This window comes from Auraticoccus monumenti (assembly GCF_900101785.1).
Classification (GTDB): Bacteria; Actinomycetota; Actinomycetes; order Propionibacteriales; family Propionibacteriaceae; genus Auraticoccus; species Auraticoccus monumenti.
Map to the genome: position 1 here is coordinate 4,257,440 of NZ_LT629688.1, position 22,486 is coordinate 4,279,925.

The following is a 22,486-nucleotide window of genomic DNA, read 5'->3' on the forward strand; positions in this document are numbered from 1 at the left end:
TCAGCGCCGGCGCAGACCCAGGCTGGTGAGCACCGGCTCCCGCTGCCCGCCCACGTGCTCCACCTCGTGGCGCCCGTCGGCCAGCCGGTGCACGGTGACCTGGCTGGCGTGCTGGCGGAGCGCCTCGACCACCGTCGGCTCGTGCTCGGCGAGGTGGAACCACTCAGCCCCGGGTCCGTCGGCGGAGTTGCCGTGGGAGATGGAGACGACCTCGTACAGGTCCACCCCGGTGCGCCGGGCGGCGGCGAGGGTGGCGTGGTGGCAGCGGACGTGGTCGGGGTGGCCGTAGCTGCCGTCGACGTCGTAGCCCACCAGCGCCGACGGGCGGACCACCTCGATGTAGGCGCAGAGGTCGTCGACCACCTCGTCCAGGGCCGCCGCGGTCAGCGAGTGGTGGTCGGACTCGATCGCCGGACCGGCCACGGTCGGCGTCACCCAGCGCATCCCGGAGTCCAGGTAGCGCCGCGGCGGACGTCCGGCGGCCCGCGCCGGCGGGGTGCCAAGGAAGGCCGACGTGGTCACCCCGAGCACCCGCAGGGCGCGGCCCAGCTCGGCCTCGCGGGCCGCCACCAGCTCCTCCGGCCCGGCCCCCGCGGGCACCGTGCCGGGGACGACCTCCCCCATCTCGCCGCGGGTGGCCGTGACCACGGCCACCTCGGTGCCCCCGGCCACGAGGGCGGCGACCAGGGCGCCGGTGGCCAGGGTCTCGTCGTCGGGGTGGGCGTGCACGAACAGCACCGGCCCGGGTCCGAGATCCATCACGACAGCAGCTCCTGGTAGCAGGCGAGCAGCCGTTCACCGGCGAGCTCGGGGCGGAAGCGCTCGGCGTGGACCCGGGCGGCGAGGCTCATCGGTCCGCGCTCCAGCGGGGAGAGCACGCGGTCCAGGGCCACGGCCCACGCCGACGGCTCTCGGCTGGAGACCAGCAGACCGGTCACCCCGTCCACCACGGCCTCCCGCAGCCCACCGGCGTCGTTGGCCACCACCGGCGTCCCGCTGGCGGCGGCCTCCAGGGCCACCAGCCCGAAGGTCTCCGACCACGACGGCACCAGCAGCGCGCCGGCACCCCGGAGCAGGTCGGCCAGCTGCTGGCGGCTCTGCGGGCCGCGGAAGCTGACCCACTGCTCCAGACCGGCGTCGGCGACGAGCCGCTCGACCTCGCGGCGGTAGTGGACGAAGTCCGGGGAGGTGCCGCCGACCATCACCAGGTGCGGACGGCGGTCCGCCGGCAGCCCGGCCACGGCACCGACGGCCAGGTCGGGGGCCTTGAGCGGCTGCAGCCGCGCGGCGAAGACCACGTAGCCGTGCCCGCGCCCGCGTGGCGGCTCACGGTCGGCCACCCGGTCCGCCGGTGGGTGGAACAGGTCCAGGTCGACCCCCGGGGGCACGACGACCACCCGGTCGGGGTCCGCGCCGCAGCGGTCGGTGATGGTGTCCGCCTCGGCCTGGCTGATGGCCACCACCAGGTCGGACTCCTGGGCCAGCCGGCGCTCCCCGGCCACCCGCTCCTCGGTCTCCGCGGGCTCGCCCTCCTGCAGCGGACGTCCCACCGGCACGGCCAGGGAGTGGTAGCTCTGCACGTGCGGCACGCCGAGGGCGCGGGCCCACCCGAGGGCGGCCACCCCCGACATCCAGTGCTGGGAGTGGACCAGGTCGATCCCCTCCCCCAGCGGGCGCAGGGCCTCGGCGAAGGCGCCGATGTGGTCCGAGACCCGGCTCTTGGCCACGACCTCCACCGGCCCGGCGGTGACCTGGCGGAGCCGGACCCCCGGCGACAGCTCGGCGACCTCGGGCAGCGACGGGTCGGTGCGCCGGGTCAGGAACTCCACCTCGTGGCCCAGCCCGGCCAGGGCGTCGGCCTGCTGGCGCTCGACCACGTTCATCCCGCCCGCGTCACCCTCCCCCGGCAGGTCGGCCGGGGAGGTGTGCAGGGAGACCATCGCGATGCGCATGGGTCGGTCCGTCCTTCGAGGGGGCAGGGATCAGGCGGGGACGATGCTGACCAGCTTGGGGGCCCGGACGATGACCGTGCGGATCTCCGCACCACCCAGCGCCCGCTGCACCCCGGGGTCGGCCAGGGCCAGCGCCCTCAGCTCGTCCTCGCCGATGTCGGGGGCGACCTCCAGCCGACCGCGCACCTTGCCCTTGACCTGCACCACGCAGGTCACCGACTCCGCCACCAGCAGCGCGGGGTCGGCCACCGGCCAGGACGCCTCGGCCACCGACGGCTCGTGGCCCAGCAGCTCCCACATCTCCTCGGTGACGTAGGGGGCCACCACGCTCAGCACCACGGTGACGGCCTCGACGGCCTCGCGGACCGCGGGGTCAGCGGCACCGGGACCGGAGTCGATGGCCTTGCGGGTGGCGTTGACCAGCTCCATCACCCGGGCCACGACCACGTTGAACCGCTGGTCCTCGACCAGCCGGGTGACCTCGGCCACCGTCTTGTGGGTGGTCCGGCGCAGGGCCAGGTCACCACCGGCGGGGTCCACCCCGGGCTCGCTGGCGACGTCGGCGGCCAGCCGGTGCGCCCGCTGCAGGAACTTCAGCGAGCCCGCCGGGGAGACGTCGGCCCAGTCGATGTCGTCCTCGGGAGGTCCGGCGAAGACCACCGTGGTGCGGATCGCGTCCACCCCGAACTCGTCGATCTGGGCGCCCAGGTCCACCCCGTTGCCCAGCGACTTGCTCATCGAGCGGCCCTGGTTGATCACCTGGCCCTGGTTCAGCAGCCGGCGCATCGGCTCGTCGAAGTCGACCAGCCCCATGTCGTGCAGCACCTTGGTGAAGAAGCGCATGTACAGCAGGTGCAGGATCGCGTGCTCCACCCCGCCCACGTACTGCGCCACCGGCATCCAGCGGCGGACGTCCTCGGGGTCGAAGGGACCGCCCTCGTAGCCCGGGGAGCAGTAGCGGAAGAAGTACCACGACGAGTCCACGAAGGTGTCCATGGTGTCGGTGTCGCGCTTGGCCGCACCGCCGCAGCCCGGGCAGTCGACGTCCACCCAGTCGGTGGCCGCGGCCAGCGGGCTGGTGCCCTTGGGCGCCAGGTCGGCCCCGCGCAGGTCGGGCAGCCGCACCGGCAGCTGGTCGTCGGGGACCGGGACCTCACCGCACGAGGGGCAGTGCACGATCGGGATCGGGCAGCCCCAGAACCGCTGCCGGCTCAGCAGCCAGTCCCGCAGCCGGTAGGTGACGGTGCCGCTGCCGACGCCGTCGCGCTCCAGCGCCTCGATGATGGTCCGCACCCCGGCGGCCTTGTCGCTCAGCCCGTCCAGCTCACCGGAGCTCACGTAGGTGCCGTCACCGCTGGTGGCCACCCCGCTGACCGCGGGGTCCTCCTCGCCGGTGTCGATGACCATCCGTACCGGCAGGTCGTGGGCGCGGGCGAAGTCCAGGTCGCGCTGGTCGTGGGCCGGGACGCCCATCACCGCGCCGGTGCCGTAGTCGGCCAGCACGTAGTCGGCGGCGTAGACCGGCAGCCGCTCCCCGTTGACCGGGTTGACCGCGTGGACCCCCAGGAAGACGCCGGTCTTGGGGCGGTCGGTGGACTGCCGCTCGATCTCGGTGGCCTTGTTGGTCCGCTCCAGGTACGCCTCGAACGCAGGCCGGTGCTCCGGCGCCACGACCTCGGCGGCCAGGTCGGCCTCGGGGGCGACCACGAAGAAGCAGGCCCCGTGCAGGGTGTCGGGGCGGGTGGTGAAGACGCGCACCGGCTCGGCCCGGCGGGTGCCGTCGGCCAGCTCGATGGCGAAGTCGACGTGGGCGCCCTCGGAGCGGCCGATCCAGTTCCGCTGCATGGTCAGCACGCGGTCGGGCCAGCCGCCCTCCAGCTGGGCCATGTCGTCCAGCAGCCGGTCGGCGTAGTCGGTGATCTTGAAGTACCACTGATTCAGCTTGCGCTTGGTGACCGTGGCCCCGCAGCGCTCGCACAGACCCTGCACGACCTGCTCGTTGGCCAGCACCGTCTGGTCCTGGGGGCACCAGTTGACCGCGCTGTCCTTGCGGTAGGCCAGACCGCGCTCGCGGAAGCGCAGGAACAGCCACTGGGTCCAGCGGTAGTACTCCGGGTCCGAGGTGTGCAGCCGGCGCGACCAGTCCAGGCTCAGGCCGTAGCGCTTGAACGAGCGCGCCTGGGTCTCGATGTTGGCGTAGGTCCAGTCCGCCGGGTGCGAGCCCCGCTGGATGGCGGCGTTCTCGGCCGGCAGACCGAAGGAGTCCCAGCCGATCGGGTGCATCACGTCGTAGCCCTGCAGCTTCAGCCGGCGGGCCACCACGTCACCCATCACGAACGCCTCGGCGTGGCCCATGTGCAGGTCGCCGGAGGGGTAGGGGAACATGTCGAGGACGTAGCGCCGCTCGCGGCTGTCGTCGTCGGCCGGGGTGAAGGTGCCGTGCTCGGCCCAGTGGGCCTGCCAGCGCTGCTGGGCCGCGGCGGCGTCGTAGCGCCGGACCGGCTGGCCGTCCACCTCCACGTCACCGGACGGGATGGTCTCGGTCTGCTCGCTCACTGCTCGTTCTCCTCGTGGTCGACCGCTGCGCTGCTGGGGGGCACCCGGCCCGGGTCCCGGGCACAAAAAAGCCCCTCGCACGGTGCCGTGAGGCACGAGGGGTGGCCGCCTGGGTGGTGACCCGGCGGCTATCGAAGCTGGAGCTCCCGGCTGCGCATGGCGGGAGTCTAACCCAACCGACCCGGCGGCCGAGCCGGAGTTCCTCGGGGGGTGGGCCTCCTCTCGAGCCACGACCGGTCAGGGCCGACCGAGCAGCTCCCGCACCTCGTCCAGGGACGGCGGCTGGGCGCCCTGGCGACCGCAGACGATGGCCGAGGCGGCGGCGCCCTGCTGCAGCGCGGCGCGGACGTCCTCGGGGTCCTCGACGTAGGCGGCCAGGAAGCCGGCCATGAAGGTGTCCCCCGCGCCGACGGTGTCCTCGACCTCGACCCGGTGACCCGGCACGACGACCTGGCGGCCGTCGGGCAGCAGCGCCACCGCGCCGTCCGGGCCGAGGGTGAGCACGAAGAGGCCGAGCCCGTGGCGCTGGACCCACTCCGCGGCCAGCCCCACCGGGTCGCTGGGCCCGTCACCGGCGCGGGCCAGGAAGGCGACGTCGTCGTCGCTGGCCTTGACCACGCCGGAGCGGCGTCCGACCACCTCCAGCCAGGGCTCGACGGTGCGGCGGTACTCCACCGGGTCGGCGATCACCGCGGCGCGGACGTTGATGTCGTAGGACAGCCGGGCCGGTTGGTCCCGCAGCCACTCCAGCACCACCGAGGCCCCGGGCTCGACCACGGACAGCAGCGAGCCGAAGTGCAGCCAGGAGTCGGCGCCGAGCGCGGGCAGCTCCTCGGGGCGCCAGTCGAAGTTGGCGGTGCCGGCGAAGTGGAAGGCGTAGCTGGCCTTGCCCTGCTCGTCGAGGCTGACCACGGCCACCGAGGTGGGGTCGTCGACCACCACGGCGGAGCCGAGCCCGACCCGGTTGGCCTCCAGGTGGGCCCGCAGCTGGGTGCCGAAGCGGTCGGTGGAGAGCCGGCCGAGGAAGTCCACGTCGGCTCCGAGCCGGGCGAGGGCGACCGCGGTGTTCATCGGTCCACCGGCCGAGAGGGCCTCCCAGGAGGTGGCGAAGGTGGACTCCCGGGCTCCGGCCAGCGGCGCCAGGTCGATCAGGGCCTCACCGCACACCACGAAGGACATGGCCGGCACGCTACTGGATCGCGCGCCGGCGGCCCGAGGGCCCACGTCCGCCGGGGTGCGTCAGCGGGCCCCGGTCCGGCTGTGCTCGGCCACGGCGCGGTGGGTCACCAGCTGGGCCACCACGCGCAGCGGCAGGCTGGCCACCCAGCCGACCCGCCCCAGGAAGCCCTTGGGGTGGTGCACCGTGGCCAGGGTGAGACGGGTCCGACCCGGGCCGTCGGCCTCCAGCTCCGCGGTCACCTCGGTGCGACCGGTGAAGGTCAGGCTGGAGCGGAGCACCAGCCGCCGCGGCGGGTCGACCTGGTCCTCCCGCCACAGACCCGTCCGCACCACGGCGGGGTGCGCGAGCACCTGGCGCAGCGCCGTCCAGACCGCGTCCTGCCCGGCCCGGATGCTGGTGCTGTGCCGGTCGCTGTGGACGGTGGGGCCGGACCACGCGGCGTCCGAGCCCAGCCCGGGGTCGGCCAGGGCGTCGGCGACGGCCTCGTCGAAGCCCTGCAACCCACCCTCGGGGTCGGGGACGTGCTCGGCGATGTCGTGCTCGGAGCACACCACCTCGTGCACGAGGCTCCCCACCAGGGGCTTGGCGAGCCCCACCGGCACCGGGGTGACGAACCCGATCCAGTGGCTGGCGACCCGCGGGGTCAGCACCGTCGGCACCGTGCCCACCAGCCGGGGCGGCAGCCCGGCCACCCGGGCGAAGCGCTGGATCATCTCCCGGTAGGTCAGCACGTCCGGGCCGCCGACGTCGAAGCCGCGGTCCAGCCGGGCCGGCACCGAGGCGACCCGCACCAGGTAGTGCAGGACGTCGTGGGCCGAGATGGGCTGGATGCGGTTGTCCAGCCAGCGCGGACCCACCATCGCCGGCAGCCGCTCGGTCAGGTGGCGGAGCATCTCGAAGGAGGCCGAGCCGGTGCCCACGATGACGGCGGCCCGCAGCACCACCGTCGGGGTGGCCCCGGCCAGCAGCACCTGCTCGACCTCGCGCCGCGACCCCAGGTGCTCCGACAGCTCCTCGCCCTCGGGGTAGAGCCCGCTGAGGTACACCAGCTGGCCGACCCCGGCGTCGTCGCAGGCCGCCACGAACTGCTCGGCGAGCCGGCGGTCCCGCTCGACGAAGTCGCCCTCGCCGTCCATCGAGTGGATCAGGTAGTAGGCCACCGTGACCCCGGCCACCGCCTCGGCCAGGGTCCGGGGCTCGTCGGCAGAGCCCTCGGCCACCTCGACCTCCCCGCCCCAGGCGTGGCGGGCCAGCCGGTCGGCGGAGCGGGTCAGCACCCGCACCCGCCAGCCGTCGGCCAGCAGGGCCGGCACCAGCCGCGAGCCGATGTAGCCCGTCGCGCCGGTGACCAGCGCCGTCCCCCGCACCTTGTCCACGGGTGCTCCCTCCGGTGCCTCGTCCACGGGTCGTCCTTCCGCTCCGTCGTCCACCGACCCTCCTCCCGCCCGGCTCACCCGGCCGCCTCGATCAGGGGTCGGAGCACCAGCAGCATGCCGATCGACCAGACCACGTGGATCAGCACCGGCCCCAGCACCCCGCCGGTGGAGCGTCGGTGCAGACCGCAGAGCAGCCCGAGCACCGCGGCGGCCAGCACCAGCATCACGTTGCCGGTGGCCGCCGTGACCACGGTGTAGACCACCGTGGTGACCAGCACCGGTCGCCAGGAGCGGTCGGCGCCAGGGCTCCTGACGGCGTCGTAGAGCGCGCCCCTGAAGAAGGCCTCCTCGGCCACCGCGTTGAGCAGCGCCACCCCCACCACGGGCACCAGGCCGGGCAGGGCGGCGTGGGCCAGCACGTCCAGCACGGCCTCGCGCAACACCGGCAGCTGGGCGACCACCAGCGCCCCGAGGAAGAAGACCGCCATCGCGCTGGCCCCGACCAGGACCCCCGGCACCACCGGGCGCCGACGCTCACCGGACCCCGTGCGCCACCAGCCCAGCGGGACGTGCCCGGACAGCCGGGCCCCTCCCAGCCAGACCGCCGCCAGGACCAGGCTGCTCACCAGGAACAGCGGGTCGCCCGGCTCGCGGCTGAGCGACCACCCGAGCAGCACGGCGCCGACGAGCACGGTGACGAGCACCGCGACGCGTCGCCGCCGCAGCGCCGTCGTCCCGGCGCCGCGACGGTCCTGGGCGGGCTCGACGGCCCCGGGGAGGAGGTGGACGTCGTCCGGGGCCTCCTCGAGCAGGGCCCGCGAGGCTGCCCGCACGGGCGCCGGACGCGTCCGGGCCCCGCTGCGCGCCGGGACGGGGCGCGGGGTCGACGACGGTGCCACCTGGTCTCCTCCTGACGGTCACCGACATCGTAGGCAGGGCCGCCGCACCGCTGGTCAGGCCGTCCCCTGCTCCCACCAGGACGGGGGCAGGGCGAGCCGCTGGATCATGTCCAGGGTGCTGACCAGCCGCGCGTCGGGGTCGGTGACGGCCAGGCTCTCCAGGCAGACCGACATCAGGGCGCCGTCGCCGCTCAGCCACGCCGAGGTGGCCAGCTGGCACAGCGGCGCGGTGCGGAAGGGGTCGACGCTCTGCTGGGCCACCCGCGCCCACAGCGCCACCGCGGCGGGGGCGGTGGGTCGGCTCTGGGCCGCCCACACCTCGTGCCGGACGTCCATGTCGTACATCGCCACGGCCAGCTCGGCGCACTCCCTCTCCCCCGGCGGCCCACCCGCGGCCAGGCACCTCTCGACCAGCCGGAGGGTGCGCCGCGGCAGCCCGCGCCGGGCGGGGAGCAGCTCCCCGGCCACGGCGTCGAACAGGGCACGGCGCTCCTCCAGCCGGTCCTGGGGCGCCTCGGTGATCCTGCGGAGCTCGTCCCGCGAGGGCAGCGTGGTGAGTCCGGCCCAGACGGCCTCGGCCGCCGTCCGGCTGCCCGGCACGTCGTAGGGCGTCCCCTCGGGCGGGCAGCAGCCGCTGCGGCACAGCAAGGACCACCAGCGCTCCCCGTCCACCCGCAGCAGGTCGACCACGCGGACCCCGTCGAGGCGCTCGGGCAGACCCTCCAGCAGCCGGGTCACCGGCTCGGGCTCGGGGTGGTAGCCGACCACCACGACGCTGTCGGCGCCGTGCAGGTCGGCCAGGTCCTCCACCATCTCCACCAGGGCCGAGACCGAGGTCACCGAGGCGAGGTCGGTGCGGGCGGTCAGCACCACCGTCGAGCGGGCCATCAGCACCACGACGACGTCCTCGCCGGGGAGGAAGCCGAGCAGGTACGGGATCACCCCCAGGACGTCACCGGGTCGGGTGGCGCGGATGGTGGGGCGTTGGTCGGTGGGCAGCGGAGAGGCGGTCATGCCCCAGATGTGGCGCCGGGAGCGCGGTCGTGCCGGGAGGACCCCCGCGGCTGTGGACGCCGCTCAGGCCCTGTGGACGGTCAGTCGTCCTCGTCCTGGCCGACCCCCGCGGCGGCGTGCGCGGCGCGGCGCTGCCTCCGGATGAGGTACCACAGCACGAACACCGCGAGGCCGACGAGGATCACGTAGACCACCTTGGACACCACCCCGATGTACTCCTCGACCAGGAACCAGCGGGTCCCCAGCAGGTAGCCGGCGCCGATCAGGAGCGTGTTCCAGATGGCGCTGCCGAGCAGCGTGAAGCCGGTGAAGGTCAGCGGGTTCATCCGGTCGATGCCGGCGGGGATGGAGATCAGGCTGCGCACTCCCGGGACCAGCCGGCCGAGGAAGATGGCCTTGGCGCCGTGGCGGTCGAACCAGGCCACGGCGCGGTGCACGTCGCCGGCCTCGGTGAGCGGGATGCGGTCCGCGATGCGCGCCAGCCGTTCCGCACCGAAGGCCCGACCCAGGCCGTAGAGCAGCCAGGCCCCGGCCAGCGAGCCGGCCGTGGCCCAGACGAGCGCCTCCACCACCCCGAACTTCTGCTGCTGGGCGGCGAACCCGGCCAGCGGCAGCACCAGCTCGCTCGGGATCGGCGGGAAGACGTTCTCCAGCAGGATGGCTGCGCCCACCCCGGGCGCCCCGATGACGTCCATCAGGGCGACGACCCAGTCGACGACTCGTTCGAAGAAGCTCATCCGGTTCCTGTCCTCGGGTGGCGCGGCCCTCAGGCCGCCGGGCGCAGACGCACGATCCTGCCATGCGTCACCTCGTCGTAGATCTCCTCGAAGCGCTCGAGGGTGGCCTCGAGGGTGTGCCGGGCCACGATGACCTCGCTCTCACGACCCATCCGGCGGCGCAGCGCCCGGTCGCCCAGCAGCGTGGCCAGGTGCCCGGCCAGCTCCTCGACGTCGCCGGGGGTGTAGAGCCAGCCGTTGCGCCCGGGCTCGACCAGGTGCGGCAGCGCCATCGCGTCCGCGGCGACCACCGGGCGCCCGGCGGCCATCGCCTCCAGGGTGACGATCGACTGCAGCTCCGCGACCCCCGGCATGCAGAACACGTCCGCCCGGCCGTAGGCCTCCACCAGCTCCTCGTCGGTCACCACCCCGCGGAACACGACCCGCGAGCCCACCTGCAGCTCCTTGGCGATCGCGTCCAGCTCGGGGCGGCAGGAGCCGTGCCCGATGATCTCCAGCCGCGCCGGCAGCGAGGCCGGCAGCTGGGCGAAGGCCCGGAGCAGCTCGTCCACCCGCTTCTCGGGGTCCAGCCGGCCCACGAAGAGGGCGGTCGGGACGTGGTCCGGTGCCTGGGAGGCGGCGGCCCAGCGTCGGCTGGCGTCCTTGAACGGCGCCGCGTCGATCCCGCAGGAGACCGCCAGCGCCTGCAGGCCGGTGGCCTCGGTGAGCAGGTCGACCGCCCGCGGGGTGGGCGTGGTCACCACCGAGGCCTGGCCGTAGACCCGGCCGATGTCGCGCCAGACCGTGCGGCTCACCCAGCCGCGGGCCAGCCGGGGCACAGGCAGGTGGTCGAAGATGTTGTCGATCATCACGTGGTTGGTGCCGACCACCGGGATGCCGCGGTGCGACGCCGCCGCGGCGAAGGCCCGGCCGACGGTGAAGTGGGCCTGGATGTGGACCACGTCGGGCTGGAGCTCGTCGACCAGCGGCAGCGCGGCTCCGCGCCAGGGGGCACCGAGACGGAACCGCTCGTAGAGGGGGTAGCGGAAGGAGCGGACGTGGTGGAGGGTGACGCCACGCACGACCTGCCGGGAGGGACGGCCGGTGAGCGACGGCGCGGCCACGTGGACGTCGTGCCCCCGGCGCGCCAGGCCCTCGGCCAGCCGCTCGGTGAAGCGGGCGGCCCCGTTGATCTGGGGCGGGTAGGTGTCGGCGGTGATCAGGATCTTCACGAGACGCTCCGGTTCGAGGAGGGGTGGGAGGGGGCGGGTGGGTGGGTGATGTCGGGTACGGGGGCGGTGACCTGGGGGTGGTGGGTGGACAGCGCGACGACCCCGGCGACGGCCAGCACGGCGCAGAGGATCATCCCCAGCGCGGTCGGGAGGCCGAAGCCGCCCTCGCCCAGGAGCACCAGCCCGATCAGCACCGCCACCACCGGGTCGGTGACGGTCAGCGCACCGACCACCACCTCCGGGGAGCCGGCGAGGTAGCCGTGCTGGACCATCCAGGCGCCCAGCACGTAGGCGGCGAGCATCACGCAGCCGGTGCCCCAGACGGCCGGGGAGGTCAGCGGGGTACGCGCCCCCAGCAGCAGGAACAGCGCCTTCACGTAGGCCGAGGCGAGCCCGAAGGCGCACGCACCGGCGCTGGCCCACAGCAGCGTGGGCCACCGGCCGGGGGCGTGCTTGGCGGCCAGCACCAGCAGGCAGCAGATCACGGCCAGCACGGCGCTCACCACGAGGATGTCGCGCAGGACCGGCACCTCGCTGCGTGAGCTGCGGGCGGTGAGCAGGACGAAGCCGAAGACCCCGAGCACCGTGGCCAGCACACCGGCCCAGACCACCGGCGGCGGACGGGTGCGGGTGCGGCGGGCGGTGAGCAGGACGCTCAGCGGCACCGCCACCACGCCGACCGGCTGCACCACCGCGACCGGTGCGAGCCGGAGGGCGTTGATGTGCAGGACGGCCCCGAGGCCGGCGAGCCCCGTGCCGGCCAGCCAGCGGGGGGTGCGGACCAGGGCCCAGAAGTGCCGGGCGCTGAGCTGGGTGCTGTCGGCGGTCCGGTCCACGTGACGGCCGACGGCGCGGTGCTGGTAGGCGGCGGCGAGGGCGAAGCAGACGGCCGCGACGAGACCGAGACCGATGGCCGCTGCGGTCGTCATGGCACTTCCTCCCCACCGGCCCGGGGCGGGCCGACGCGGCGAAATTATCAGCCGGTCGTGACCGTTAGGGGGCTTCGCGACCCTGGCCCTACCAGGGTTTCCGCCCCGGAAGGGGAATCGAGACCACAGTTGCAGGGACCCCCCGTACGAGGGCCCTAGAGCCGGTGGCGGGCCAGGTCGTAGCTGGCCATCGCCCGGTCGGCGAACGTCGACGGGGCGAACTCCAGCCGGTCCTGCTCGGCCCCGGCCGAGGCGGCCACGACCTCCTCCGGGTGGTGCACCAGACGCACCAGGGTGTCGGCCAGCCGGTCCTCCGGCGCGGGGGACAGGATGCCCGCCGAGGTCAGTCCCTCGGTGAGGGCGGGGTCGCAGTAGAGGACGCCGCGCAGGCTGCTGACGGCCTCCACGACGGTCATCGGCTGGTTGTCCCAGCCGACCGAGGTCAGCGCGCAGAGGTGCGCCTGCGCGAGCAGCTCCAGCACCCGGGCGTGCGGCTGACGGCCCAGCAGCTCGACGTCGGGGCACCCGGCGACCAGGCTGCGGGCCTCGGCCAGCTGCTCGCCGTCACCGACCACCAGCAGCCGCAGCCGGCCCGGGCCGAGTCGACCGACGGCCTCCAGCCCGGCCCGCAGGAAGGACAGCGGCCGCTTCTCCGGCACCAGCCGACCGATCCACAGCACGGTCAGCGGGCCGTCGACCCGCTCCAGCACGCGGGCCCCGGAGACGGGGGTACCGAGGGCGTTGGGGACCACGTCGACGTGCGGCAGCCCGGCACGCCGCAGGGTCTCGGCCTGGTGCGCCGACGGGGACAGCACCCGCTCGACGGTGCCGGCCTGGGTCAGCGTCATGTTGCGCAGCGCGGAGTTGCCGGGGCGCGCGTCGAGCCGGACGGTGGTCGACGCCAGCCCGGTGAGGGCCCGGTGGAAGCGGGGGGCCCCCACAGCGAGCAGCCGCTGCACCGGCCAGGTGGTCTGCCAGAAGAAGGTGTGCACGGTCTGCACCACCGGCAGCCCGAGCTCGTGGGCCACGGCGGTGGCCGCGGCCGCCAGCCCGAACTCCGAGTGCAGGTGGACGACGTCGCTCCCCCGCTCCCGCAGCAGCCGGCGCAGCCGATCCCGCACGGCCCCGGTGTTGGGCACGAGCGGCAGACCGAGCCCCGGCAGCCTGACCCGGGCCGGCACACCGACCACCGTGGCCGCGCTGCCCCGGGCCAGCTCCGGCATCCGCGCGCTGAGCGGGGCGACCACGGTCACCTCCGCCCGCGACGCGAGCGCCCGGGCCTGCTCGAAGAGGGCGGTCTCGGCGCCGCCGAGGGTGTCGAAGGAGTAGTCGGAGACCAGGGTCACCCGACGGTGGCTCATCGGTAGACGATCACCTTGTCGCCCACACCGACCTGGTCGAACAGCGAGGCGATGCCGGCCTTGTCGCGGACGTTGACGCAGCCGTGCGAGGCGCCGTTGTAGCCGCGGGCGGCGAAGTCGGCGGAGTAGTGGACCGCCTGCCCCCCGCTGAAGAACATGGCGTAGGGCATCGGGGTGTCGTAGATGGTGGAGACGTGGTCACGTGACTTCCAGCCCACGCTGAACGCGCCCTCGCGGGTGGGGGTGAGCTCGGAGCCGAAGCGGACCGCGAACGAGGACTGCACCTCGCCGTCGACGACCCAGGCCATCTGGTTGGTGGCCTTGGAGATGCAGAGGGCCCGGCCGGTCATGCAGCGCGAGTCCAGGTTGCCCGCCGAGGTCTTCTCCTTCTTCGGCGGCTCGTTGGTCAGCTCGGCCTCGGTGGGCTCGCGGGTCATCGCGTTCAGCCGGTCGAGGGTGCGCTGGTCGACCTCACCGGTGGTGGGGACCGCGCGCTTCTCCTGGAAGCCCTTGACGCCGGTGGCGGTCTCGGCGCCGTAGTAGCCGGTCACCTTGCCGGAGAACCAGCCGATCTGCTTCAGCCGCGCCTGCAGCTCCTTGACGTCCTCGCCCTCCGAGCCCTCCTCGAACAGGGCCGGGCCGGGGGTGAGGCGGTTGTGCATCTCGTCGTCGGTGGGCTGGCGCGTCATCGAGGTGAGCGTGGACCAGGTCTTCTCGTCCACCACGCCGGTGTCGTCGAGGTCCCGCTTGGCCTGGAACCCGCCGACGGCGACCTTCGTCTGGTCGCCGTAGCTGTCGGTGATCTTGCCCTCGAACCACTCCAGCTGGGCCAGCCGGGCCTGCAGCTCGCGCACCTGGTCACCGGTGTCACCCGGGGACAGGACCGGCTTGGCCGTCGGCGTGGGGGTGGGCGTCGGGGTCGGGGTCGGGGAGGGGGTCGGCGTCGGGGTGGGGCTCGGGGTCGCGCTCGGGCTGGCCGACGGGGACTCCTCCGCACCGCTGGGGCTCGGCGAGGGCGTCGAGCTGGCCGGCACGCTCGGGGCGGAGCTGGGAGCCACCTCGCCGGGGCGGGCGGTGCTGGTGCTCGGGGCGCACCCGGCGAGCGCACCCGCCGCCAGGGCGGCCACCAGGGCCAGCGTCGCTGCCGTCGTCGAACGTGTTACTCGCACAATCTCTCCTCTGCCGCCGTGTCGGCGATCACACACTAACCGCGTCTTGCCCTCACTACGACTCACGAACCCGTCGGGTTGCGTGACTGTGCCCCATTCGTGATGGAGGTCACCCGCTGCGACCGTGGTCGCGAGTTGCCTCCCCCGGCTGGTACCCCGGTGCCTCAGCCCTTGGGCTGGCGGGCTCGGCTGCCCAGACTGACACCCATGACGATCTCGCTGCCCCCGTCGCCGCACCCCTCCAGCCACCTCCCGGTCCCGCCCGCTCCGCCCGTCCCCGCCTGGGCGCGGCAGCGGAGCTGGGTTCCCGTCACCGTGCGCCGCCCCGGCCCGCCGCCCGGGCTCCGCGTCGGCGACGCCGAGCGCAGCCGGGTCTGCGACGAGCTGAGCCAGCACTTCAGCCTGGGCCGGCTGGACGGCGAGGAGCTGGAGGAGCGGCTGAACCGGGCGATGTCGGCCCGCACCGCCGGCGACCTGGCGCGTCTCACCCGCGACCTGCCCGCCGACGCCCCCCGCCCGCACGCCGCTCCCCTGCCGGTGCCCGCGCAGCGCTCGTCGGCCTCCGCCGTGGTCGCGGTCCTGGTGCTGGTGGGGAGCCTGATGACCTGCTTCCTGATGATCACGGCGTCGCTGCTCATCAGCCCCGGGTGGGCCGTCGGGGCGCTGGTCGGGGGCACGGTGGCCGCCGCCGGCGGCGTGGCGATCGGCCACCTGTGGCACTGGTGGCGGCAGTGAGCGCCGCCGGTCAGCCGCCCAGCGCCTGGCCCAGCAGCCCCTGCACGAAGTAGATGACGAAGGCCGCCCCGATCAGGTACATCAGCCAGTGCACCTGCCGCCCCTTCCCGCGGGCCAGCTTGAGCACGAGGTAGGCCAGCACGCCGGCGCCGATGCCCACGGTGATCGAGTACGTGAAGGGCATCAGGACCATGGTCAGGAAGGCCGGCAGCCCCTCCTCGGCGTCGCTCCAGTCGATCTTGGCCACCTGGGCGATCATCAGGAACCCGACGAACACCAGGGCCGGGGTGGCCGCCTCCGACGGCACGACGCTGATCAGCGGCGCGAAGAACATCGCGAGCAGGAACGCCGCCCCCGTCACCACGGAGGCCAGACCGGTGCGGGCGCCGTCACCGACGCCGGCGGCGGACTCGATGTAGGAGGTGTTGGAGGACACCGAACCCAGACCACCGGCGGCCGCGGCGGCGGAGTCCACCAGCAGGATCGGGGTCAGGTGCGGCGGGTTGCCCCGCTCGTCCAGCAGGTTCCCCTCGGCACCGACGGCCACCACGGTGCCCATGGTGTCGAAGAAGTCGGCCAGCAGCAGCGCGAAGACCAGCAGCGCCAGGCCGAAGAACAGGTTGGCGCGGAAACCGCCGTCGAAGGCGCTGCCGAAGGCCCCGAAGACGTCGACCTGCCCGATCAGCGACAGGTCGGGCAGGGACAGCACGCCGTCCAGGCTCGGCACGTTGAGCAGCCAGCCGGTCGGGTTCTCGTCCCCGATCTTCGGCCCCACCTTCGCGACGGCCTCGATCACCAGGGCGACGACGGTGGCGGCCAGGATCGAGATCAGGATGGCGCCCTTGACCCGGCGCACGTGCAGCACGGCGACCAGCAGCAGGCCGAGGACGAAGACGAAGACCGGCCAGCCAGCCAGCGAGCCCCCGATGCCGAGCTGGACCGGGGTGCCCTCGCCGGGGCGCACGATCCCGCCGTCGACCAGACCGACCAGGGTGATGAAGAGGCCGATGCCCACCGAGATGCCGGTGCGCAGCGAGCGGGGGACGGCCTTGAACACCGCGGTGCGGAAGCCGGTCAGCACCAGCACGGCGATGATGACGCCCTCGATCACCACCAGCCCCATGGCCTGCGGCCAGGTCATCTGCGGGGCGATCAGCACCGCCAGGAAGGCGTTGAGCCCGAGTCCGGTGGCCAGACCGATCGGGAAGCGGCCGACCACGCCCATCAGGATCGTCATCACCCCGGCGACCAGCGCGGTGGCCGCGGCGACCATGGCGATGGAGGCGTCGACGGCGGCGCCGTCCACCTGCCCGTCGGCCCCCAGGTAGGGCATGCCGCCCAGGAGGTTGCCCTGACCGTCGGGCTTGGTGCCGATGATCAGCGGGTTGAGGGCCAGGATGTAGGCCATCGTGAAGAAGGTGACCAGACCACCGCGGACCTCACGACCGATGGTCGATCCACGGGCGGTGATCTCGAAGTAGCGGTCGAGGGCTCCGCGCTGCGGGCCGGGCTGGGTCGGGCGGGCGGCCCGGGGCGAGGTGGTGACCATGGCGGTCATCGTAGGGGTGCGCGAGGGGGTGGTCCGCCCTCGTCACACACCCGTCACACGCGGCGGACCCGCGTCAGAGCACGGCGAGCCGGTCGACCAGCAACTCCGTCCGCCGCTCGGCGTCCTCGGGAGGCAGCCGTCCTGCCCTGGTCAGGGTCGCCAGCCCGTGCAGGGCCGCCCAGAACACCTCGGTGAACAGCCCGGGGTGGACGCCCTCCCCGGCCACCTCCCCGAGGCTCTCCAGCAGGGCCGCGAAGGCGTCCTGCAGGGGCTCGGGGGTGTCGGCGCTCGCGAACGCCAGGCCGCCGTCGAGCTGGAACATGGCGTCGTAGACCGCGGGGTTGGCGGCGGCGAAGTCGAGGTAGGCACGACCCAGCGCGGTGACCCGGGCGCGCGGGCCGTCCGCGACGGACGCCGCGGAGCGCAGCGCTGCGGCCAGCTCGGTCGCACCCTGGAGGGCGACGGCGCCGATGATCTCGCGCTTGCCGCGGAAGTGGCTGTACAGGACGGGCTGGCTGTACTCGATCCGCTCCGCGAGCCGGCGGGTGGTGACCGCGTCCCAGCCCTGCTGCTCCGCCAGCTCGCGGGCCGTGGAGAGGATGAGCCGCTCACGGTCGGCGCGTTCGCGCTCGCGGCGTCGCTGGACGGACATGCGCACACCCTAGCAGCGCTAGACATCCGAGCATGCTCGTGCCTAGTGTTGCTCCATAAACTGTCAATGCTAGATTCAGGAGGACGCCATGCTCGTCGCACTCGAGGTGCTCACCACCGTGGTCGTCGGCGTGATGGTGGGCGTGGAGCTCTCCGTCGCCGTCGTCATCAACCGGATCCTCGACGCCCTCCCCGATGACTCCGGCCTCAGCGGTCGGGCGCACGGGGGCCGGATGCTCGGCGCGGTGATGCCGGTCTGGTACATCACCTCCCTCGTCCTCGTCGTGGTCTGGGCCGTCGCCGGGTGGCAGCAGGGCGCCGGCCTGGTTGTCACCGCCGGCGCGCTGCTGCTCCTCAGCGTGGTCATGTCGGTCCTGCTGCTCGTCCCGATCAACAACCGGACCAGGACGTGGACCCCGGCGAACCGGCCCGTCGACTGGAAGCAGCAGCTGAACCGCTGGGACCGCTTCCACCACCTCCGCGTCGCCGTGATCGTCGCCGCCTTCACCTTGCTGGTGGTCGCCCTCGCCTGAGTCCGCGGCACACCGGGGGCGGCCGGCGGGTCAGCGGGTGCCTGAGTTCCCCACCGCCGGGGACGACCGGTCGGCGACCCAGCGGCGGACCACCAGCTCGGCGGCCTCGCGGGTCCAGCGGGCGGCCTCGGCCAGGGACGAGCGGACGTCGGGGGCCAGGTCGGCGCAGGCGGCCGAGCCGACGACCCCGTGCCCGGCCAGCGCCAGCGGGTCGGCCGTGACCACCCCGGCCACCGCGAGGACGTCGATCCCCTGCCCGTGAGCCAGGTCGGCCACGCCGATGGGGCCCTTGCCCCGTAGCGACTGGGCGTCCAGGGACCCCTCCCCGGTCAGCACCAGGTCGGCCCCGGCCACCGCGTCGGGCAGGCCCAGCAGGTCGGCGACGAGGTCGAAGCCGTTGCGGAGCCGCACGTCGGCACAGGCCAGGAAGGCTGCCGGCAGCCCGCCGGCCGCTCCCGAGCCGGGCACCACGACGTCGACGCCGGTGGTCGTGGCCAGCAGCGCGGCCCAGCGCACCAGCGCGGCGTCGAGCTGGGCGACCAGGGCGGGGTCCGCACCCTTCTGCGGGCCGAAGACCACCGCGGCACCCTCGGGTCCGGTGAGCGGGCTGTCCACGTCGCAGGCGAAGGAGATCCGGATGTGGCCCAGGCGGGGCTCGAGACCGCTCAGGTCGAGGGAGGCGGCCTCCAGCAGGCCCGACCCGCCGAGCGGGACCTCCCGGCCGTCGGCGTCCAGGACCCGGGCGCCCAGCGCCCGCAGCGCGCCCGACCCGCCGTCGGTCATCGCCGACCCGCCGATGCCCACCACGACCTCGGTGGCACCCGCGTCCATCGCGGCCCGCACCAGCTCCCCGGAGCCGAAGCTGTGGGCCGTCGCGGCCGTGGTCGGGGTGGGGCTGAGCAGGGCCAGCCCGCTGGCGCGGGCGGTCTCCAGCACGGCCCGGCCGTCGTCGAAGAGCGCCCACTCGGCCACCACCCGCTCCGCGAGGGGTCCGCGGACGACGGTGCGCTCCAGCTGGGCGCCGGCGGCCAGGGCGACCTCGAGGGTGCCCTCTCCCCCGTCGGCGATCGGCAGCACGGTGACCTCGGCGTCGGGCAGCGCCGCCCGCACCCCGGCGGCCATCGCCTCGCCTGCCTCGCGGGCGGTGAGGGAGCCCTTGAACTTGTCCGGTGCCACCAGTACCCGCATCTGCTCCCCAGCCTCGTCGACGTCTTCGCGACCCTGCTGCCGCGCTGGCATTCTGCTGCTCACCCGGCTCCGGGGGCACCCCGTCCCGCGGCGCGGGACGTCGGAGGCCGGCGCCTACCGCGGCGCGCTGGCCTCGATCACGACGAAGGGGACGCCGAGCCGTCCGAGCACGGGCACCAGGAACCAGGTGACGGTCTCCAGCCGCAGGGGACTCCGCGCGACGGCCGCCGCGGTGTCGCGGGTGGGGTCGCAGCCGTGGTCCAGCAGGCGGGTCCACGGGCGGACCGCCTGCTGGAGGGCCCGGACACCACTGCCAGGCGGTGCGGCGACGTGCTCGGCCAGCACCAGCCGGCCACCGGGGACGAGGACCCGGGCGACCTCGTCCAGGACGGCGGCCGGGTCGCGGACGCTGCACAGCACGGTGGTCCCCAGCACGCCGTCGACGCTCGACGCCGGCAACGGGACGGACTCCGCGGACGCCGCGATCGGGGGTGCCAGGTGCCCGTGCCGTCGGGCGTTCACGGCCAGCCGACGCCGGGGTCCTGCGGCGGACTCCAGACCGAGCCACTCGACCCCGGGGCCGAGGTCGGCGAAGTTGGCCCCGCGCCCCGCACCGATCTCCAGCACCCGTCCCCGCAGCCCGCGGACGGCTCGGGCGCGGGCCGCGACGAAGGCGGCCCGCCCGACCGTGGGCGTGGGGGTCACGTCGCTCCTCGCTGGGTGGCTGGCTGGACCATGATCGGCTCGGCCGGACGGGAGCGTCAACGGTCCCCCACCTGACCGCAGCAGGGCGCTCGCTCAGCCCTGCATCCGCGGGTCGTGGGTCGGGTCCGGGTAGGAGGTGGGACACCCGTGCTCGACGGCGTCGGGGCGCAGCTCGTAGTGCCACGGCTCGTTGGCGTACACCTGGCACAGCCCGTAGCGGGAGCCGTGCTCGGACAGCCACGCGGTCGCCGCGTCGGGCCCCAGGTCCACGGCCTCGCCGGACACGTGCGGGGAGGTCTCGGGGGTGGCCACCCACCGCGCCGCCTCCTGCTCCGAGCCGTAGGTGGCCACCGCCTGGTCCAGCAGCTGCTGCTGGTAGGCCCGGGAGCGCCAGCCGCTGGTGACCAGGAACGTGGTCCCCGACCCCGAGGCGTCGGTCGCGGCCTCGCGCAGGGCGTCGAGCAGGGCCGGGTCGAGCCGGGTCAGGGCCGGGAACCGCTCGTCGTCGACGGTCACCGCGCTGGCCAGCCGGCCGTCGCCGGCGCCGACGCCCTCCCCGGAGGCCCCCTCGCTGCGCGGCGGCCCCGCGTCGGGGCCGCCGTCCGGCTCGTGGTCGGGGTCCACCGAGGACCCCGTCACGGTGGGGACCACCTCCGAGGACGGGCCCGCCGCCGGGGAGGAGCCCTCCAGCGTCCGGGCACCGAGGACGGCGGTCAGCGTCACGGCGAGGACCAGCACGGCGAGGCTGGCGATTCGGGGACGGCGGGTGGGAGCGTGGGCAGTCGGAGAGGAGGACACGTCACCAGTCCAGGCGGGGGCGTGTTGCCAGGGCGTATCCACTTCTCGATACACCCACGAGACGTCCTCCTCTCTAGCATCGGAGGATGCGCGTACTGGTCGTGGAGGACGAGCCCCTGATGGCGGCGGCCGTCCGCGACGGTCTGCGTCTGGAGGCGATCGCCGCGGACGTCGCCGGTGACGGCCGGACGGCGCTGGAGCTGCTGGCGGCCAACAGCTACGACATCGCCGTCCTCGACCGCGACATCCCCGGGCCCTCCGGGGACGAGGTCGCGGCCCGCATCGTCGCCTCCAGGACGGGGATGCCGATCCTGATGCTCACCGCCGCCGACCGGCTGGACGACCTGGCCTCGGGTTTCGGGCTGGGCGCCGACGACTACCTCACCAAGCCCTTCGAGCTCCGCGAGCTGGTGCTGCGGCTGCGGGCGCTGGACCGTCGGCGGGCCCACCACCGGCCGCCGGTGCGCGAGCTCGCCGGCCTGCGTCTCGACCCGTTCCGCCGCGAGGTCCACCGCGACGGCCGCTACGTCGCCCTGACCCGCAAGCAGTTCGCGGTGCTCGAGGTGCTGGTCACCGCCGAGGGCGGGGTGGTCAGCGCCGAGGAGCTGCTGGAGCGGGCCTGGGACGAGAACGCCGACCCCTTCACCAACGCCGTCCGGATCACGGTCTCGGCGCTGCGCAAGCGTCTCGGGCCGCCGTGGCTGATCACCACGGTGCCCGGGGTCGGCTATCGCATCGCGGCCGACGCCGGCGCCGGGGCGGACGAGCGTGCCTAGGGAACCCGGACCGAGCGTCCGGCTCCGGCTCACCCTCAGCTACGCCGGCTTCCTCCTGGTCACCGGGGTCGGGCTGATCGCGGTGGTGTGGTTCTTCCTGCTGCGCTACGTGCCCGAGCGGGCGGTGGTGCTTCCCGGCGACGTCGACGGCGACCCGACCCGACCCGGCGGCCCTGGGGTGTTCATCCCCGGGCGCGCCGACCTGTGGGAGGCCTTCGCACCCAAGGCCACCCTGATGCTGGGACTGCTGCTGGTCGTGGGGCTGGTGGGGGGCTGGCTCCTCGCCGGCCGGGTGCTGGCCCCGCTGGACCGGATCGCCGAGGCCACCCGCACCGCCGGCAGCGGCGCGCTCTCGCACCGGATCCGGCTGCCCGGCCGCAACGACGAGTTCCGCGAGCTGGCCGACGCCTTCGACGGCATGCTGGCCCGGCTCGAGGCCCACGTCGCTGAGCAGCAGAGGTTCGCGGCCAACGCCTCGCACGAGCTCCGCACCCCGCTGGCCATCACCCAGACCCTGCTCGACGTGGCGAGCCGGGACCGCGACCGGGACACCGACGCGCTCCTCCGCCGGCTGCGGCTGGTGAACTCCCGGGCGATCGAGCTCACCGAGGCCCTGCTCCTGCTCAGCCGCGCCGACCAGCGACCAGCTCCCGACGAGCTCGTCGACCTGTCGCTGGCCGCGGAGGAGGCCGCCGAGACGCTGCTGCCGCTGGCGGAGGCGCGGGGCGTCCTCCTCGAGACCTCCGGCGACCCGGCACCCACGACGGGGTCCGCCGCGCTCCTGCTGCAGCTGACCACCAACCTCGTGCACAACGCGATCGTGCACAACGTCGGCGCGGGTGGCGTCGTCCGGGTCACCACCACGGCCTCAGCCGGGAACGCCGAGCTCACCGTGGAGAACACCGGCCCGGTGCTCGGGCCCGAGCACGTCGCCACGTTCACCGAGCCCTTCCAGCGGGGCTCGGCCCGGGTCCGCAGCGACCACGCCGGGGTCGGGCTGGGGCTGGCCATCGTGGAGCGCATCACCAGCGCCCATGGGGGCACCCTCGACCTCGCGCCCCGACCGGCAGGAGGGCTGCGGGTCACGGTCCGGCTGCCCGCCCCGGCACCCGCTGCGGCGCCAGCCAGGAGCTGAGCACCCGGAGGCCGGCGCCCGGCGCCCGGGCG

General features: G+C 74.4%; 21 protein-coding genes. 4 read left to right on the forward strand and 17 right to left on the reverse strand.

What is annotated here, in order from left to right:
• From BLT52_RS19670 to BLT52_RS19725, 12 genes are all read right to left on the reverse strand, one after another.
• Positions 1-759 carry a PIG-L deacetylase family protein gene (locus BLT52_RS19670; RefSeq protein WP_090595877.1) on the reverse strand — a complete coding sequence of 253 codons (759 nt, stop codon included), beginning with the start codon at positions 757-759 and terminating at the stop codon, positions 1-3.
• Positions 759-1,952 (reverse strand): glycosyltransferase, encoded by a 1,194-nt coding sequence (locus tag BLT52_RS19675; RefSeq protein WP_090595878.1) that lies wholly within the window; start codon positions 1,950-1,952, stop codon positions 759-761. Before BLT52_RS19675 ends, BLT52_RS19670 begins: the two co-directional genes overlap by 1 nt.
• Before the next feature lie 30 nt (positions 1,953-1,982).
• Entirely contained in the window at positions 1,983-4,472 is a 2,490-nt protein-coding gene (gene leuS / locus BLT52_RS19680; protein ID WP_090597163.1) for a leucine--tRNA ligase, read from the reverse strand.
• Between the two features lie 273 nt (positions 4,473-4,745).
• On the reverse strand, positions 4,746-5,687 hold the full coding sequence (locus tag BLT52_RS19685) for a carbohydrate kinase family protein (protein WP_157677252.1): 942 nt from the start codon (positions 5,685-5,687) through the stop codon (positions 4,746-4,748).
• A 60-nt stretch (positions 5,688-5,747) separates the two neighbouring features.
• Complete coding sequence (locus tag BLT52_RS19690; RefSeq protein ID WP_231946412.1) at positions 5,748-7,091, reverse strand: NAD(P)H-binding protein; 1,344 nt, start codon at positions 7,089-7,091, stop codon at positions 5,748-5,750.
• Between the two features lie 47 nt (positions 7,092-7,138).
• On the reverse strand, positions 7,139-7,963 hold the full coding sequence (locus tag BLT52_RS19695; protein ID WP_090595881.1) for a CPBP family intramembrane glutamic endopeptidase: 825 nt from the start codon (positions 7,961-7,963) through the stop codon (positions 7,139-7,141).
• A gap of 54 nt (positions 7,964-8,017) precedes the next feature.
• Positions 8,018-8,977, reverse strand: coding sequence for a DUF4192 domain-containing protein (locus tag BLT52_RS19700; protein WP_090595882.1), 960 nt, complete (start codon positions 8,975-8,977; stop codon positions 8,018-8,020).
• 80 nt (positions 8,978-9,057) lie between these two features.
• Positions 9,058-9,714: a DedA family protein gene (locus BLT52_RS19705; protein ID WP_090595884.1), complete on the reverse strand. Its 657-nt coding sequence runs from the start codon at positions 9,712-9,714 to the stop codon at positions 9,058-9,060.
• 29 nt (positions 9,715-9,743) lie between these two features.
• Entirely contained in the window at positions 9,744-10,925 is a 1,182-nt protein-coding gene (locus tag BLT52_RS19710) for a glycosyltransferase (RefSeq protein WP_197679118.1), read from the reverse strand.
• Positions 10,922-11,854 (reverse strand): DMT family protein, encoded by a 933-nt coding sequence (locus tag BLT52_RS19715; RefSeq protein WP_090595885.1) that lies wholly within the window; start codon positions 11,852-11,854, stop codon positions 10,922-10,924. Before BLT52_RS19715 ends, BLT52_RS19710 begins: the two co-directional genes overlap by 4 nt.
• A 155-nt stretch (positions 11,855-12,009) precedes the next feature.
• Entirely contained in the window at positions 12,010-13,215 is a 1,206-nt protein-coding gene (locus BLT52_RS19720) for a glycosyltransferase family 4 protein (RefSeq protein ID WP_090595887.1), read from the reverse strand.
• Entirely contained in the window at positions 13,212-14,384 is a 1,173-nt protein-coding gene (locus BLT52_RS19725; RefSeq protein ID WP_090595888.1) for a L,D-transpeptidase family protein, read from the reverse strand. Before BLT52_RS19725 ends, BLT52_RS19720 begins: the two co-directional genes overlap by 4 nt.
• A gap of 207 nt (positions 14,385-14,591) precedes the next feature.
• Here BLT52_RS19725 and BLT52_RS19730 point away from each other — a divergent pair, with 207 nt between their 5' ends.
• On the forward strand, positions 14,592-15,119 hold the full coding sequence (locus tag BLT52_RS19730) for a DUF1707 SHOCT-like domain-containing protein (protein WP_090595890.1): 528 nt from the start codon (positions 14,592-14,594) through the stop codon (positions 15,117-15,119).
• Positions 15,120-15,129: 10 nt separating this feature from the next.
• Here the strand turns inward: BLT52_RS19730 and BLT52_RS19735 are convergent, their stop codons facing one another.
• Both BLT52_RS19735 and BLT52_RS19740 read right to left on the reverse strand, forming a co-directional pair.
• Positions 15,130-16,668, reverse strand: coding sequence for an NCS2 family permease (locus tag BLT52_RS19735; RefSeq protein WP_090597168.1), 1,539 nt, complete (start codon positions 16,666-16,668; stop codon positions 15,130-15,132).
• A gap of 73 nt (positions 16,669-16,741) precedes the next feature.
• The gene (locus tag BLT52_RS19740) at positions 16,742-17,320 is read right to left on the reverse strand and encodes a TetR/AcrR family transcriptional regulator (RefSeq protein ID WP_090597170.1); all 579 of its coding nucleotides are present in this window, start codon (positions 17,318-17,320) and stop codon (positions 16,742-16,744) included.
• An 88-nt stretch (positions 17,321-17,408) separates the two neighbouring features.
• Here BLT52_RS19740 and BLT52_RS19745 point away from each other — a divergent pair, with 88 nt between their 5' ends.
• Positions 17,409-17,852, forward strand: coding sequence for a DUF1772 domain-containing protein (locus BLT52_RS19745; RefSeq protein ID WP_090595891.1), 444 nt, complete (start codon positions 17,409-17,411; stop codon positions 17,850-17,852).
• Positions 17,853-17,882: 30 nt separating this feature from the next.
• On the opposite strand, the gene BLT52_RS19750 is transcribed toward BLT52_RS19745, so the two are convergent.
• The 3 genes from BLT52_RS19750 to BLT52_RS19760 all read right to left on the reverse strand — a co-directional run bounded on the left by BLT52_RS19750 (position 17,883) and on the right by BLT52_RS19760 (position 20,543).
• The gene (locus BLT52_RS19750) at positions 17,883-19,040 is read right to left on the reverse strand and encodes a glycerate kinase (RefSeq protein ID WP_090595893.1); all 1,158 of its coding nucleotides are present in this window, start codon (positions 19,038-19,040) and stop codon (positions 17,883-17,885) included.
• A gap of 114 nt (positions 19,041-19,154) precedes the next feature.
• Positions 19,155-19,745: a class I SAM-dependent methyltransferase gene (locus tag BLT52_RS19755; RefSeq protein ID WP_157677254.1), complete on the reverse strand. Its 591-nt coding sequence runs from the start codon at positions 19,743-19,745 to the stop codon at positions 19,155-19,157.
• Between the two features lie 93 nt (positions 19,746-19,838).
• Complete coding sequence (locus BLT52_RS19760) at positions 19,839-20,543, reverse strand: M15 family metallopeptidase (RefSeq protein WP_090595896.1); 705 nt, start codon at positions 20,541-20,543, stop codon at positions 19,839-19,841.
• Positions 20,544-20,629: 86 nt separating this feature from the next.
• Here BLT52_RS19760 and BLT52_RS19765 point away from each other — a divergent pair, with 86 nt between their 5' ends.
• Together BLT52_RS19765 and BLT52_RS19770 are read left to right on the forward strand one after the other, a co-directional pair.
• The gene (locus tag BLT52_RS19765; RefSeq protein WP_090595897.1) at positions 20,630-21,319 is read left to right on the forward strand and encodes a response regulator transcription factor; all 690 of its coding nucleotides are present in this window, start codon (positions 20,630-20,632) and stop codon (positions 21,317-21,319) included.
• Positions 21,312-22,454: a sensor histidine kinase gene (locus BLT52_RS19770; protein WP_090595899.1), complete on the forward strand. Its 1,143-nt coding sequence runs from the start codon at positions 21,312-21,314 to the stop codon at positions 22,452-22,454. The genes BLT52_RS19765 and BLT52_RS19770 overlap by 8 nt, the downstream gene beginning before the upstream one ends.
• Positions 22,455-22,486 lie beyond the last annotated feature (32 nt).

Excerpts from the sequence above, each read along its gene's own strand:
- BLT52_RS19675 (WP_090595878.1), bottom strand. The coding sequence starts at position 1,952 with ATGCGCATCGCGATGGTCTCCCTGCACACCTCCCCGGCCGACCTGCCG.
- BLT52_RS19735 (WP_090597168.1), bottom strand. The coding sequence starts at position 16,668 with ATGGTCACCACCTCGCCCCGGGCCGCCCGCCCGACCCAGCCCGGCCCG.
- BLT52_RS19740 (WP_090597170.1), bottom strand. The coding sequence starts at position 17,320 with ATGTCCGTCCAGCGACGCCGCGAGCGCGAACGCGCCGACCGTGAGCGG.
- BLT52_RS19670 (WP_090595877.1), bottom strand. The coding sequence starts at position 759 with ATGGATCTCGGACCCGGGCCGGTGCTGTTCGTGCACGCCCACCCCGAC.
- BLT52_RS19750 (WP_090595893.1), bottom strand. The coding sequence starts at position 19,040 with ATGCGGGTACTGGTGGCACCGGACAAGTTCAAGGGCTCCCTCACCGCC.
- BLT52_RS19715 (WP_090595885.1), bottom strand. The coding sequence starts at position 11,854 with ATGACGACCGCAGCGGCCATCGGTCTCGGTCTCGTCGCGGCCGTCTGC.
- BLT52_RS19720 (WP_090595887.1), bottom strand. The coding sequence starts at position 13,215 with ATGAGCCACCGTCGGGTGACCCTGGTCTCCGACTACTCCTTCGACACC.
- BLT52_RS19730 (WP_090595890.1), top strand. The coding sequence starts at position 14,592 with ATGACGATCTCGCTGCCCCCGTCGCCGCACCCCTCCAGCCACCTCCCG.
- BLT52_RS19700 (WP_090595882.1), bottom strand. The coding sequence starts at position 8,977 with ATGACCGCCTCTCCGCTGCCCACCGACCAACGCCCCACCATCCGCGCC.
- BLT52_RS19765 (WP_090595897.1), top strand. The coding sequence starts at position 20,630 with ATGCGCGTACTGGTCGTGGAGGACGAGCCCCTGATGGCGGCGGCCGTC.
- BLT52_RS19685 (WP_157677252.1), bottom strand. The coding sequence starts at position 5,687 with ATGTCCTTCGTGGTGTGCGGTGAGGCCCTGATCGACCTGGCGCCGCTG.
- BLT52_RS19705 (WP_090595884.1), bottom strand. The coding sequence starts at position 9,714 with ATGAGCTTCTTCGAACGAGTCGTCGACTGGGTCGTCGCCCTGATGGAC.
- BLT52_RS19745 (WP_090595891.1), top strand. The coding sequence starts at position 17,409 with ATGCTCGTCGCACTCGAGGTGCTCACCACCGTGGTCGTCGGCGTGATG.